The sequence below is a fragment of the Brevibacillus centrosporus genome (assembly GCF_003710815.1).
Lineage (GTDB): Bacteria > Bacillota > Bacilli > Brevibacillales > Brevibacillaceae > Brevibacillus > Brevibacillus centrosporus.
In genome coordinates this window covers 90,074-103,455 of record NZ_RHHP01000007.1, presented here as the reverse complement: position 1 = coordinate 103,455, position 13,382 = coordinate 90,074, and the positions used below count along the sequence as shown (strand labels likewise).

The 13,382-nt window shown below is 52.3% G+C and carries 11 protein-coding genes and 1 pseudogene; 5 read left to right on the top strand and 7 right to left on the bottom strand.

The window, feature by feature from the left end:
* The first annotated feature begins 188 nt into the window (after positions 1-188).
* The 3 genes from EDM55_RS08605 to EDM55_RS08595 are packed head-to-tail and all read left to right on the top strand — an operon-like array spanning position 189 to position 3,667.
* Positions 189-1,127: an AAA family ATPase gene (locus tag EDM55_RS08605; RefSeq protein ID WP_122960098.1), complete on the top strand. Its 939-nt coding sequence runs from the start codon at positions 189-191 to the stop codon at positions 1,125-1,127.
* 3 nt (positions 1,128-1,130) lie between these two features.
* Positions 1,131-2,321: a DUF58 domain-containing protein gene (locus EDM55_RS08600; protein WP_122960097.1), complete on the top strand. Its 1,191-nt coding sequence runs from the start codon at positions 1,131-1,133 to the stop codon at positions 2,319-2,321.
* Positions 2,318-3,667 (top strand): DUF4129 domain-containing protein, encoded by a 1,350-nt coding sequence (locus EDM55_RS08595; RefSeq protein WP_122960096.1) that lies wholly within the window; start codon positions 2,318-2,320, stop codon positions 3,665-3,667. The genes EDM55_RS08600 and EDM55_RS08595 overlap by 4 nt, the downstream gene beginning before the upstream one ends.
* A 127-nt stretch (positions 3,668-3,794) precedes the next feature.
* Here the strand turns inward: EDM55_RS08595 and EDM55_RS08590 are convergent, their stop codons facing one another.
* On the bottom strand, positions 3,795-4,823 hold the full coding sequence (locus tag EDM55_RS08590; protein WP_092270748.1) for an NADH:flavin oxidoreductase/NADH oxidase: 1,029 nt from the start codon (positions 4,821-4,823) through the stop codon (positions 3,795-3,797).
* A 191-nt stretch (positions 4,824-5,014) separates the two neighbouring features.
* Between EDM55_RS08590 and EDM55_RS08585 the strand changes: the two are divergent.
* Positions 5,015-5,380, top strand: a pseudogene (locus EDM55_RS08585) (MBL fold metallo-hydrolase); the annotation flags it as partial.
* A gap of 67 nt (positions 5,381-5,447) precedes the next feature.
* Here the strand turns inward: EDM55_RS08585 and EDM55_RS08580 are convergent.
* Both EDM55_RS08580 and EDM55_RS08575 read right to left on the bottom strand, forming a co-directional pair.
* Complete coding sequence (locus tag EDM55_RS08580) at positions 5,448-6,551, bottom strand: citrate synthase/methylcitrate synthase (protein ID WP_122960095.1); 1,104 nt, start codon at positions 6,549-6,551, stop codon at positions 5,448-5,450.
* A gap of 120 nt (positions 6,552-6,671) precedes the next feature.
* On the bottom strand, positions 6,672-7,586 hold the full coding sequence (locus EDM55_RS08575) for a LysR family transcriptional regulator (protein ID WP_122960094.1): 915 nt from the start codon (positions 7,584-7,586) through the stop codon (positions 6,672-6,674).
* Positions 7,587-7,873: 287 nt separating this feature from the next.
* On the opposite strand from EDM55_RS08575, the gene EDM55_RS08570 reads away from it, so the two are divergent.
* Entirely contained in the window at positions 7,874-9,523 is a 1,650-nt protein-coding gene (locus EDM55_RS08570; RefSeq protein WP_092270736.1) for a DUF6583 family protein, read from the top strand.
* Positions 9,524-9,587: 64 nt separating this feature from the next.
* Here EDM55_RS08570 and EDM55_RS08565 read toward each other — a convergent pair whose 3' ends face one another.
* From EDM55_RS08565 to EDM55_RS08550, 4 genes are all read right to left on the bottom strand, one after another.
* Complete coding sequence (locus EDM55_RS08565; RefSeq protein ID WP_092270733.1) at positions 9,588-10,478, bottom strand: proline iminopeptidase-family hydrolase; 891 nt, start codon at positions 10,476-10,478, stop codon at positions 9,588-9,590.
* Positions 10,479-10,504: 26 nt separating this feature from the next.
* A complete protein-coding gene (locus EDM55_RS08560; protein ID WP_092270730.1) occupies positions 10,505-10,969 on the bottom strand; it encodes a metal-dependent hydrolase in 465 nt (154 codons plus the stop codon).
* 91 nt (positions 10,970-11,060) lie between these two features.
* Positions 11,061-11,423: a cupin gene (locus tag EDM55_RS08555; protein WP_092270727.1), complete on the bottom strand. Its 363-nt coding sequence runs from the start codon at positions 11,421-11,423 to the stop codon at positions 11,061-11,063.
* Between the two features lie 71 nt (positions 11,424-11,494).
* On the bottom strand, positions 11,495-13,288 hold the full coding sequence (locus EDM55_RS08550; RefSeq protein WP_170184348.1) for an SgrR family transcriptional regulator: 1,794 nt from the start codon (positions 13,286-13,288) through the stop codon (positions 11,495-11,497).
* Positions 13,289-13,382: the final 94 nt, after the last annotated feature.

Genomic DNA, 13,382 nt, shown 5'->3' with positions numbered 1-13,382 from the left:
ATTGACAATATATGAAAAATGTCGAACGCTGATAGAACCACACTTTCTATCTATACAGTTACATATGTTCGACAAAACATGATGTGCATCGGCAAGGCTCATCGTATCATTTGGCAAAAATAGGATGAGGCTTGTATAATAATTACTCAGGCTTCGTCCTGAATTTACGTCTGTAAAGGAGAATACTCATGGCCCATGCTGCTTTAGATAACCTGATCGCATCCGCCAACCGGGTAATTGTCGGAAAAGAAGAACAAATCCGCCTGCTTGTCACTGCCCTGCTCGCTCGCGGCCATGTGCTGCTGGAGGATTTACCCGGAATGGGGAAGACCGTTCTCGCCAAAACCTTGGCGCAGGCGATCGGCGGAACATACAACCGTCTGCAATTTACCGCAGATCTGCTGCCCTCAGATGTAATCGGTCTGCACATTTTCAACCAGCGCACGCAAGAATTTGAGCTGCGCAAAGGTCCCATTTTTGCCGACGTTTTGCTCGCGGATGAGATTAACAGGGCTACACCCCGTACGCAATCCGGTCTGCTCGAAGGCATGGAAGAGCGCCAAGTCACCATCGAAGGAATCACGCTGCCGCTCCCCCCTGCCATGCTCGTCATCGCGACGCAGAACCCTATCGAATCTGAAGGAACCTATCCATTGCCAGAAGCTCAGCTAGACCGTTTTTTGTTTAAGCTTTCGCTCGGTTACGGCACCCGGGAGGATTCCCGAGAGATTCTGAGGCGCTTCCGCAGCGAGTCACCGCTAACCGAGATCGAACCGGTCATCCGCGTAGACGAGATCGCCGCCCTTCAGCAGGAAGTGACTGGCGTCCATGTGAGTCAAGCAGTAGAGGAGTACGTGATCGATTTGACAGAAGCTACCCGCACCCACCGATCGGTCGAGGTCGGACTGAGCCCACGGGCGATGCTCGCTCTGCTTCGCTGCGCGCAGGCAGCTGCTTTTCTTTCTGGCCGCTCCTACGTTTTGCCAGACGATGTGAAATGGGTTTTCCCAAGCCTCGCTACTCATCGAATCCGCCTTTCGATGGAAGCAGAGCTGCATGTGACAGAATCTGAGGTTGTGGAGCAAATATTGAAAAGCGTAGCGACACCTGTCGAAGAAAGCGTGTAGGCAATGAATACGAAGTCGACCTTTCACGTAATCGGCTTTCTCCTGCTGTTATTCGCCTTGTTTTCTGGAAGTTGGTTTCTTTGGCTGTTTGGCGGGCTTTTCTTTTTCATGCCAGCAGCTCAAAGCGGGTGGATGCGGCATATGCGCCGATGGGTCAAGCTCGAGTGGATCGCGGACCAAAGCCGCGTCATGCCAGGGACGCCTGTGCGAGTAACGATCCGCATGCACAACAGCTCCTGGCTGCCACTCCCCGCTACTTGGCTGCGCATTACCTTGCCTGATCACGTCACTGTCGAGGGAGCAGACCAAGTGAGCCAGACCAAGCAACGAACCGTCGTGCGACTTCGCCTGGATGTGCCCTTTCGCCAGAGCGCAGAACGCGTCTTGACTCTAACCCCTCATGTCCGTGGAGTCGTTTGGTTGACTGAGGTTCAGTCTGATTCGCTCCCCCTGTTTGGAGACGAAGTAAGCCAGCTCTCCTTGCCTGTTTCGTTTTCGCTGCTGGTCTACCCGTTGCCGCTGCCCTTGCCTCCGATCCAGCTAGCAGATACCGAACCGGACGGCAGCAGGCTCTCTCATCAACGCCAGCAAGAGGATGTCACCTTTCAGCGAGGAGTTCGCGCTTATATTCCGGGAGACCGCTTCAAGCACATCCACTGGAAGGCAACGGCAAAAACCGGGTCTCTGGAAACGCGGCTGTTTGAACATACATCTCGTCCAGACTGGCGAATCATCGGGCATATCCTACCCTCGTATGAGCCATCGCAGCAACGGTATAACGATGCGATCAATGAGCGGACCATCTCTTGTCTGGCAGCCTTATCTATCCTTTGCCGAAAGCGGTCGCACGGCTACGAGCTTTTTCTCAGTGTGAAGCAGCGCGGGCGAGAGTACTACCATCTCCCTGCCGGCAGCGGCAAAAACCATCATCTGCACGTCATGACTCAGCTTGCCCAGATGCACCATTACGTTACGACTCCGCTAGCTGTGATCCTTCGTCGGCTGGAAGGTTCTGCTTCCCGTGAGTCTATCCTGCTAGTCACGCCACGCTTCGATCGCGATCTCGAACAATCCATGGATCGGTTGGTCAGACGCGGGCACATGGTAGTCGTACTGGACCTTTCTGAGGAGCAGTTGCTGCTGCGCCGTTTCGATACAAGCCGCTCAGCGAATGGAAGGAGAGTGGCACGATGAGCGTTACGACAATTGGCCGTTGGTCGCTTGCCTTTTGGCTCGAAGCCTTGCTGCTCGCTTGCGCTGCGATGATGTTTGGCTGGCTGACCGTCAGCTTGAGCCATTTTCTGATGTTTGGTATTGTGGCCTCCCTGCTGTTCGTCTTGGGCAGTGTTGTCTTTCACGAAGGAAGCCGAAGCCCCTTGCTCCACTTCCTGCTTTATCCCGTCGTCGGCGGGGTTGGGCTGCTTGTTTACGTGACTTTTGATTCCTGGGTGATCGCGCTGCTCGGGGCAGGCTTGTTTTTTTGGCGCATTCATTCCGTCGCTTCAGAAGGGATCAATCACGCCAATCTGCTGCGTAGATTTGTGCTTGGTTTCATGCTGTGCCTCATTCAGTTTACGGTAGCGGGCTTGTATGGAACCGCCGTGCATGCCGAGATGTTCGATCCTGCTATATACTATTGGATGCTGGGACTGATCCTCGGCAGCTACCTGCTCACAAGCCTGGTGGAGTATGTGACGCGCGCGGAAACGGTCACCACACGACTCCCAGCCTCTATTCGCCTAAAGCTTGGCGGACAAGTGCTGGCTGCCCACTCCCTTTTGGCCCTGAGCTATATGCTGGTGGCAGCTGCGATACTGGGGCTGCTGGCGTTCCTCTGGGCATGGCTGAAAGGCCCTCTAGGAAGCGGCCTGTACTGGTTGGTCAAGCCTATCCTGGAGCAGCTGGCTGCATGGAGCGAAGCCTTGGCAGGTACTCTGGGTAAGGACCAACGCGTCCATGATCTGTTGGAAAATCAGGGAGCAGGTGCAGATCAAGGATACGTACCCGTCGAGACAGGAGAGCCGCTGATCTCCTTGCTGGAGCCTTACCTGATCGCTGCACTCTCACTGGTCGTCCTGATTGTGCTCGCCCGGGCGATCTGGAAAAGGCGGTTTCAAAAAGCCTCCCAGGCTAAAGAGGCAGCCTCTACAGAAGCTTCGACAGTCTGGTCGCCACTTGGCTCTGCTGCCAAAGAAGATCCACGCCCTCTGTGGGATGTACGCGAGTGGTTTAATAAGGCACCTGGTCCGGCAGACGATCCCGTTCGTTACGCGTACTACCAATTTTTGCAGCACACGACGTCGCTCGGTTACCCGATCTATCGCTACGAGACCAGCCAGGAGTACTTCCGCAGGCTTCAGCAGCAAATACGGGATTCGGCCTTTGTCCAGCTTGCTGCTACGATCACAAATAGTTATGAGCGCTATCGCTATCGGGAGCAGACCCCAACCCCCGAAGAGCTCGCTGCTATGCAGCAAGCGGTGAAAGCCTTGCGGGATACGCCAAAGAGCGATGCACGTGAGCACGTAGCGCCACTTTGAACGCGGCTTTTTCCCGGTAACGGGTGGACAGCTAACGAAAACCCCCTCAAAATAGAGCAGCCCCTCCCACCTCAAACGGATGGAAAAGGGCTGCTCTGTTTGTCTTTTTGACGGTCATACTCCTGAATTAAAACGCACGTCCGTACTGCTTCGGCGGTTGTAGCTCCTCTGGAGAGAGCGCACGAATCGCATGGATCGCCCAGTATGGGTCACGCAGCATACCGCGGCCTACTGCGATCAGATCGGCATCGCCGTTTCCTAGCGTGGCTTCGGCAAGCTTCGCGTCGTCCAGATTTCCTACTGCAATCACAGGTACGTCCAATGCCTGCTTGATGGCACGGGCCAATGGGACCTGATAGCCAGGATGCACTCCCGGGCGTCCTGCCGAGCCGATCGGACCTTCTCCGCCACTGGACAAATGGAACACATCTACGCCCGCTTCTTTATAGCGACGGCACAGCTCCGTGCTGTACTCCAAGCCGTATCCACCGTCTACGTATTCGACTGCAGAAACACGCATGATCAACGGCATATCCGCTGGGATTACTTTTTTGACAGCTTGAATCACTTCTACTCCGAACAAGGCGGGATCTTTGCCGTACTGGTCGTCCCGCTTGTTGATCAGCGGAGAGTGGAACTGGTGAATCAAATAGCCGTGCGCCCCATGGATCTCGATCGTGTCCATGCCTGCTTCCACCGCACGTCTCGCAGACTCGGCAAACTTGACGACCATCGCTTGCACCTCTTCGGTAGTCAAAGCGCGAGGCATCTTGTAGCGAGAGCCTGGAAAAGCAATGGCTGAGGCAGATACAGGAACCTCTGCATCCTCGGCTTTGCGTCCGGCATGTCCGATCTGTATGCCGATTTTAGAACCGTATTTATGTACTTCGGAGACAATGCGAGAAAACGCAGGGATTTGCTCATCTGACCACAAGCCCAGATCGCCGTTTGAAATGCGGCCATCCGGCTCCACATCGGTCATCTCCACGATGATCAGCCCGGTTCCCCCAACTGCACGGGAGACGTAGTGGACAAAATGCCAGTCAGTGGGTGTACCGTCATGCGCGTCCACCGAGTATTGGCACATTGGCGGCATGACAATCCGATTTTTCAATGTAAGACCTTTCAGTTGAAGCGGGGAAGACAACAACGCCATTTTTTCCACTCCTTTTGTATTTTTCATCATCATGCCAAAAGTAAGTATGATATGCAATGCCTGCCTGCACTTTGAAGCACCATCGGGAAAATGACATCGGAAAAAGCGTGGACGGAACCTGCGGACCTATGCAAACCTGTTCGCCATGAAAACCGAATTTGAAAGGAGCCCATGAACAGGAGGTACCCTAAATTCAGGGCGAGCTTCCTCTCATCAAAGATGAACATGTCAAGCATCCACCAAAAGGGAACGTGACCGATCTGCTGGAGGATAGTCAAGTGCTCCCCTTTTTCGGAGGGATTCAGGTGATCCATACTCCTGGGCATACCGCAGGACATGTCAGTCTCTATTTACGCCAAAGCAAAACGCTAATCGCTGGGGATTCCATGTACAGCGTGGATGGAAAGCTGATGGGGCTTCATGTACCAACGGCTCTGGACCCAGAGATGGCCCAGCGCTCCCTGAAAAAATACGCAGATTACGAAATTACCTCTGTCATTTGTTATCACGGAGGAGTCAGTACGCAGGACATCCAAGCGCAGATCCGCGCTCTATAGACAAACAAATCCCCCCTTTGGAGCTTGCTCTGTTCCAAAGGGGGGATTGTCTACTCACGTCATCTGATTACTCCGGCATGGTGCCGATGTAATTGGATTGTGGACGAATGATACGGTTTTTGCTAGCCTGCTCCAGCACATGAGCGCTCCAGCCTACGACGCGGCTAACGGCAAAGGTCGGCGTGAACAGATTGTCGTCAAGACCTACTGCACGCATAACCGCAGCAGCGAAGAACTCGACGTTGGTGTTCAGCTTGCGCCCTGGCTTGTATTCCTCCAGCAGCTTGAGGCCTACCTTCTCCACATGTGTTGCCAGATCGAACCACGGGTCGTTCGCAGACAGCTCGGATGCGACTACGCGCAATGCAGTGGCACGCGGGTCGATGGTCTTGTAGACGCGATGTCCGAAGCCCATGAGGCGTCCACCGTTCTCCAGCTTGCTGCGCAGCCACGGTTCCGCATTTTCTTTGGTAGCGATGGCTTCAATCATTTCCGTTACTTCCGAAGGTGCTCCTCCGTGCAGAGGTCCTTTCAACGTGCCGATCGCTGCTGTGATGGCAGACACCAGATCGGATTCCGTAGAGCTGACGACACGTCCTGCAAACGTAGACGCGTTCATCCCGTGCTCCTGCGTCAAAATCAGATACGCATCCAGCGCACGCACATGGGCAGGGTTCGGTTTCTCACCTTTCAACATGTACAGGTAGTTGGCTGTATGACCCAGCTCGGGGTTTGGTTCGAGCGGTTCAGTGCCTTGCAGACAGGCAAAGCGATACGCGACGATTGTCGGCATCTTGGCCGCCAGCGAAATCACTTCATCGATGGTAGGTGGAAAGCCATGCGATGAGCTTCCCAGTGCCGATACACCTGTACGCAATACACTCATCATATCTACATCTGCCGGAATGAGCTTCAAAATCCCTTTTACATGCTCAGGCAGTTTACGATTCGCTTTTAGTTTGCTGCTCAGATCAGCCAGTTCCTCTGCACTTGGCAAATGCCCGAACCAGAGCAGGTGAGCAACTTCTTCAAATGTGTGGTGAATAGCCAGATCACGTGCCCAGTGACCGCGATAGACCAGCAAGCCATTGATTCCGTCTACCAGACTGAGATCCGTTTCCGCTACAGCGATTCCATCCAGACCAATTGCCAACGTATGTTGTTTATTCATTGATCCCACTCCTTGATTTCATCTCTTTTCCTCCAGTATAAATGATTCGGATTCGTAAATGAAATAAAACAAAATCAAGCTTTTGATCACAATATGCAATCAATCATATGAAAGCGAAATTCAGGATCTTCCCGAGATGACAACAGGCGGCATCGGCGCGTACAAGGAGTGCAAAATCTCGACGAAATTTTGCGCTGTGTCGCTGACGCCTCCCTTTGGCATGACGACATAGGAGGCTACTTTTGGCAGCACGAGTCCGGGCGTCGGCAGCTCGATAAAACGATTTTCAAACAAGTCGCGACTGACAGCCGTTCGCGGCAAAAAGGAAACCCCCAACCCCTCCTCAATGAAGCGCTTGGTAATGTCCACTTGAGAGACAGCCATCGTCCGCAGCGAAAGCCCCCTTTGTCTTAGCACCAGCAGCAATTCATCCCAATAGCCCGGATGATTGTGCGTTAACAGCCGTTTGCTTTGCAGCTCCATTTCCCAATCAGGCAACGGCGCTTCCATATCTCCCCCGTTGGAGGGCACTGCGAATACGACTGGATCTTCATAAAGCAAATAGGTAGCCAGCTGAAATTCTCCAGGCACCATCCGTGTCAGCCCAAGGTCGGCTAGGCCGCTCTGTACCAGCGGTCCAATCTCAACGGAGTCCGCAATCTTAATCGCCAAATCTACATCCGGGTACAGCTTGGTGTAGCGACGCAGCAAATGAGACAATCTTGCGCGGGCGATGATCGGTGATACAGCCAGATTCAGCTTTTCCCGATACCCCTGCCGCCATGCCTGCAAATCCTCAATCCCGTGATGCCATTGCTCCAAGAGTGCTTTCGCATGCGGCAAATAGCGTTTTCCCGCAGCTGTCAGGCGCACTCGCTTGCCCACTCTTTCAAACAACTCTATTCCCAGTTCTTTTTCTAGCTGTCGGATATGCTGACTGACGGTTGGCTGAGCGATGAACAAGGCTTCGGCCGTCTGATGAAAATTTTCCGTCGTAGCCGCGACCATAAACGTTTGCAGCACACGAAAATCCACGTGCTTCCCCTCCTTATTTCAGAACTGGTGTTTACCACTATCTATTTACCTTATATATAACAGGCATGACGATCTCTCCTACTCCTATCTTGGAGAAAGTCCGTTGTGGAATGCAAGCTCTTTCCCGTTGTCTTTGATCCTATCACCCGGGCCTTATTTCCTATTTTTAGAAAAATTTTACTGGAACATACATTTCTTCAAGCCCCTTATGGTACAATACGAAATCGAGTGCGAAATTCCATACAACCGCACTTCAATACAGAGAGAGATACCAAGGGAGGAACCTCATGGAAACCGCAACAAACGTGACCCCACCGCGCAAAAGCCTGAAAAAGCCTTTGCTGATTGCCGGTGTGGCAGCTGTCGTGGTTCTCGGTGGACTGGGAACTGCATTTGCAAAGCTCGATGTTTTTAAAAGCGCGAAAACTATTTATCTGCAATCGGAAGCAGAAAGCATGCTGAAGTTCTCCGACGACATCTCGCAGGCTTACGGAAAATACGAAGACTACATGAAGCCCTATCTGGAGCAGCCTGTTCACTCCAGCATGGAAATCAGTGATATCAATCTGGATGCGACCATTCCGGACCCAGAAGCTCAAAAAATACTCGACCTCCTGAAAAGCGCCAAGTTCGTCATGCAAAGCAACGTCGACGAGCAGAAGCGCCAGCAGTCGGGCAACATCGAGGTACATCTGTCCGACAAAAAACTGGCTACCCTCGAATATTTCCTGAATGACACAACTTTGGGCTTTAAGCTTCCGGAGTTTTATTCCAAATACGGCTTCGTCGATCTGAAAGACCGCGATGCGCTGAAAGAAAAGCTGGGGCAGGATTTGCCGAAGCGTTTCATGACTTACAACGATCTCTACAAAGCTGTTTCAATCAAGCAGGATGAAGTGCAAAGCGTGCTCACACCTTATGCGCTGCTCTATGCAAACAGCTTGAAGGACAGCCAAGTGACGCTCAAAAAGGATGTGGCTTTCTCCGAAGAGGGCTTCCAGGCGAGCGCCCGTGAAGTTACGGTCAGCTTTACAGAAGAAGAAGCACGTACATTGGCTACGCAGCTCGTAGAAAAAGCCAAAGCCGATACGAAGCTGTTTGACCTGATCTATACACGCTATCACAATGTCGCAACGCTCATGACAGACAGCGGCTATGAGTTCGAAGAGATTTCCAAGGAAGAGTTCAAGAAAAACTACGACCAAGGCTTCGACGACATGCTCGCCGATCTGAAAGAAAACACTACGACAAGCAACGAACAGCTGAAAATGGTGATGCTCATCGACAACGATCACCAAATCCTGTCTCGCAAGCTTTTGTTCACTGGTGAAAAAGGCAACGAGGAACAAGTCTTCCTCAACACCGTCACTTACAAAAACGCGGGAGACAGCTACTATCGCTATACCCTGCTCAATCCAGAAGCGACGGAAAAAGGCGAAATGTCCTTTACGTACAAAGCCTCTGAAAAGAGTGGCAAAACAACAGGGAATGTCGGCGTAGTTGTCAAGGAAGCAGACGCTGAAGTGCTCAACCTCAAATCCGATTTCGAAACAACCAAAGAAGATAAGAAGGAATCCGGCAACTACAACTTCACCCTGGCGTTCCAAGACGAATTCCAGCCTCAGCCAGTCTCTCTGTCTGGTACCATCACCATGTCAGAGACCAAGACGGACAAGGGCGCAGACGCGGACGGCAGCGTAAAGCTCACGTTCAACGATCCAGATCCTGAGATGCCAAAGGGTATTAGCTTCAAGCTGAAATCAAAGGCTGAATTCGGCAAAGCTTTGGAAATCCCGGCTCTGAACGCGGAAAACTCCGTGAATCTGGCTACCGTCACAGACGAGCAAATGATGGAAATCCAGCAGGAAGTAGGCATTTCCGCTCAAAAATTCATGGAAGACAACGCAGAGCTGGTCCAACAGTTCATGGTGCCTTAACTTACAAAACGCTATAAAGCGCGGGGATCGGTTTGAAGTGACCCCCGCGTTTTTTCTTTTTCTTCTATTTACTAGTGCGATCTGCTTTCTCCAAAAATGCCCGAACCGTCTTTCGATAAACTTCTGGTTCCTCCAGATAGGCAAGATGCGAGCTGTTTTCAAAGACGTGGAATTCCGCATTCGGGACAAGAGATTGATAATACTGCGTTGACTCCGGAGCTGCTTCATCGTAACGCCCGCAGATGAAAAGACTGGGAATCTCGATTTCATGCAGCTTTGGCGTGTAATCAAATGTCTTGAGATTTCCCGTCGGACAAAACTCGGATGGTCCCCACATCTGCATATAGATATCTTTGTTGCCTTTGGAGCGGCTTTCTACCATCACAGCTGGCAAAGGATCGAGTCTGCACACATGCCTGCTGTAGTATACTTTCATAGCGTCCTGATACTCTTTGGAGTCCGTTGTTCCCTGCTCCTCGTGCCTCGAGATGGTCTCCTGCACCTCTTTCGGCAGCTGGGACAGGAAGAGATCGGCATCCTGCTTCCAGCGTTCTGCGCTGAGACATGGACTGGAAAAAATGACGCTCTGCACGCCTGCCGGTTTGCGATCCACCAGATAAGCTGCCGCGAGCATCGTTCCCCAGGAATGCCCCAGAATATGTACGTGGTCGAGGCCAAGCGCTTCGCGAATATCTGCAAGCTCCTGCACAAATCGCTCCGTTTTCCACAACGCATCATCTGTTGGCCGATCGGAATTTCCCGAACCGAGCTGATCGTAAAATACAACCGGTCTTTCGTCAGCCAAAACGTGAAGGGCTGCCTGAAGCGGATCATGTGTGTTGCCCGGCCCACCATGCAGCACGATCAGAGGAGTTTTCTCCTTGTTTTCTTCCCCGAGCAGGCTGTACCATACTCTGCCCCCTGGAACCTTCACATAGCCTTCTTTTCGCTCCATGCCATTCCCTCCGTTTTCTTTCCCTGCTACAGGGATTGAACCAGTCTTTCTGCGCCTCCATTATAGCCCCAGTACAGCAGGTAGGCGACCGCCATATAAAATACGAGTCGATCCATCTGCCGATAAAGTCTTTTGGTCAGCTTGATGCCGACCCAGCCTTGGCGAATCGGCCATAAAAACTGGATGCGTCCCACCATAGCGTCGCTGATCAGATGGGACAGCAAACCAAACAAGGCCGCTTTCGCCAGGAATGTATCCCCAAATAATAAGGCAGGCAAAAGCAGGATCACCCAGGAATGCGTCAGGGTCCTGTGCCCAATCCCTTTTTGCATCGCGTATGAGAGCGGTCTTACCATGCTCCCCAGCTTGCTTCGCGTTTGATCAATATCTGGCAAGAGTCCCATCCCGGCTCCCATCGCGATTCCCTTCCATGAAGGGTAGGCGTAGTAACCAGCCATAGCCCCCAGTACCAGATGTGTCTTCCATGTCATTGCCTTTCACACCGACTTTCATCGTTAGTAAGGAGAATTGTGCATCGTTAGTGCGTCTGGCAGTTCCTTGTTCTCTTCTATTGTTTTCGTTCTACACCTGCAAGAGTGGCATAAACGAATCAGGATCCAGTCCCTCGCCTTCGATGACAAGGGCGACCATCCCTTTTTCCGTCCCTGACTCATGTCCTTCCCCAGCGATCCAGAAAGCAGCCTGACCAGCGGCGATAGGGATTCGTTCCTCTTCCTCCCCACGCACCCAGCCTTCTCCTGACACGACCAAAAAGAGCTGAGAAACGACTGCCGGATGATAGCCAACCACTCCAGAAGCATCCAAATGTATACAGCCGATGTGCACCGGGCCTGGTGTTTGCATAATGCGGGAAATGGTCGCGTGCGCAGAGTCAAAGCGCTCGATTTTTCGACCTACCTGCTGATCAAAACGGAACAATTTCATGTGGCAAATCCCCCCTCTTCCAACTCCTGACCTCTATCATAGCCCAATCAGCTACAAGGGTACAGGCTCCTTCAAGGCTTGAACCAGATGTCCTTGTAGTCGACAAACCCCCACGCATTCAAGGAGACGCCCGCGAGCGCAGAGTGATGGGAGGACTGCTGGAGCGAATGATATAGAAACAGTACGACAAAGCGTTCCTTCAAACGCTCCTCCACCTGCATCAGGGCTTCTTGCTGCCGCCAAGGCTCACTCTCCCTCATGAGCTTGTCCATCTCCTGATCGATCGTCTCACGCATTGACTCATCCCAGATCAAGCGCATGAACCCCCGATCCGACTTGTACATCTCCACGAGCCCCATCAGGAGCTGATTGTCAAACACTTTCCCCACGAGAATCACATCCGCTTGGAGCAGCGTTTCCTCTTTTTGCAGCTCGACAATCGGAACGACAATCGTCTTTACGCAAATGCCCATCGCTTGCAAATGGTGCTCGAGCCACTCTGCGTCCTGCTCGTTTCCCGCTCCTTTGTACGTATACAGCATGACTGTCTCTCCCTGATAGCCAGCTGCTGCGAGCAATTCTCTTGCCTCATCCGGACGTACGGGACCTGGAAGGTGCGGCTCGTTTTGCCATTCCTGAATGAAGCCGCTGGCAGGCTGATACCTTTTCCCTCCGACTTCCCGTATCATTTTTTCCCGATCCAGCAAACGATGGATTACTTCCCGAAACGCAGGATTTTGTTGGGGACCGTCACGCCTTAGATTAAACGCCATATATTTGCAGCCCTTTTCCAGCCGCTGCAGCTCCTGCCATTTGTCTTTGCGCTCATAGCGATCCGGCATCTGCTGAACGAGATGTACCTCTCCCTCGATGGAGTTTGGCTCAGGTACGATCCATATTTCTACCCGATCGAGGTGGGCTCGGCCGAGAAAGTAAGCAGGAAATGCTTCCAGAATAAACATCTGATCGCTGTTTTCCACCAAAGTAAACGGCCCTGTTCCGACAGGCTCGCGAGCAAAACGTTCACCTCTTTCTTCGACCACCTCTCGTGGAACGATCGAAAGTCGGTCCGATGCTAGGTAAGACAGGAGCAGCTGGTTAGGGCGGGAGAGACTGATTTTCACAATGGTGTCCCTGATCGCTGCAATCTGGGACACGTCCTGCAGCATCCATTCGTAAGGCGAGCCTGTACTGGGGTTTCCGATGCGCTCCAGCGTCCAGACGATATCGTCAGCTGTCAGTTCTCGGCCGTGGTGAAACAGCACGCCTTTTCGCAAATATAACGTCCACTCCGTCCCATCGTCGTTGGCTTCCCAATGGTGGGCAATATGGGGCAAAAAGATCCCTTTTTCTTCATCGTAGCGTATAAGGGTATCGAAAATCTGTTTGACCATATGCGACTCTGTTACCCTTCCGACGTATGCGGGGTCCAAGGCTGGAATCGTCCGGTAAAACGACATTCGGAGCGTATCCCGCGTCCGGTCCCCTTCTTCTTCGGTCAGAAACCCAAACTGTCCCGACAACCAATCCAAAAAGCGTTCTCTGGCTCTAGCGGATACACTCCACTCCAAAAGCAGCTGCATCGCCTTTTCCATATCTCCATGCTGTACGTACGCTTGGGCGAGAGGTAAAACGATCTGCTCTTTTGTGCGCAAAAAAATCACTTGCGAGACATTTCCTCTGCCCCGACCTGGAATCCATCCCAGCCATTGCAGCTCCACTAGCTGCTTCACCACCAATTTGGCGTTGCGTACCGTGCAATAGAAAATGGCGGCAAGCTCAGAAAGCGTAACCTCTTGACGCACACCTTCCCCCACGTGGGCAAAATGCTGGCGAAGCCGCAGGTAATGATAAGCGATCTGCATGGAATACACCTTCTTTAACGAGTAGCTTCTTTCCTCCAAAAAGGGGAAACGCATTCCAGATTACTTTACCCTTTTTCTTCCCCTTTTCCAAGCT

What these genes read in the sequence shown, in the direction of transcription:
- EDM55_RS08605 (WP_122960098.1), top strand. Translation starts at nt 189, where the DNA reads ATGGCCCATGCTGCTTTAGATAACCTGATCGCATCCGCCAACCGGGTA.
- EDM55_RS08600 (WP_122960097.1), top strand. Translation starts at nt 1,131, where the DNA reads ATGAATACGAAGTCGACCTTTCACGTAATCGGCTTTCTCCTGCTGTTA.
- EDM55_RS08595 (WP_122960096.1), top strand. Translation starts at nt 2,318, where the DNA reads ATGAGCGTTACGACAATTGGCCGTTGGTCGCTTGCCTTTTGGCTCGAA.
- EDM55_RS08590 (WP_092270748.1), bottom strand. Translation starts at nt 4,823, where the DNA reads ATGGCGTTGTTGTCTTCCCCGCTTCAACTGAAAGGTCTTACATTGAAA.
- EDM55_RS08580 (WP_122960095.1), bottom strand. Translation starts at nt 6,551, where the DNA reads ATGAATAAACAACATACGTTGGCAATTGGTCTGGATGGAATCGCTGTA.
- EDM55_RS08570 (WP_092270736.1), top strand. Translation starts at nt 7,874, where the DNA reads ATGGAAACCGCAACAAACGTGACCCCACCGCGCAAAAGCCTGAAAAAG.
- EDM55_RS08565 (WP_092270733.1), bottom strand. Translation starts at nt 10,478, where the DNA reads ATGGAGCGAAAAGAAGGCTATGTGAAGGTTCCAGGGGGCAGAGTATGG.
- EDM55_RS08560 (WP_092270730.1), bottom strand. Translation starts at nt 10,969, where the DNA reads ATGACATGGAAGACACATCTGGTACTGGGGGCTATGGCTGGTTACTAC.
- EDM55_RS08555 (WP_092270727.1), bottom strand. Translation starts at nt 11,423, where the DNA reads ATGAAATTGTTCCGTTTTGATCAGCAGGTAGGTCGAAAAATCGAGCGC.
- EDM55_RS08550 (WP_170184348.1), bottom strand. Translation starts at nt 13,288, where the DNA reads ATGCAGATCGCTTATCATTACCTGCGGCTTCGCCAGCATTTTGCCCAC.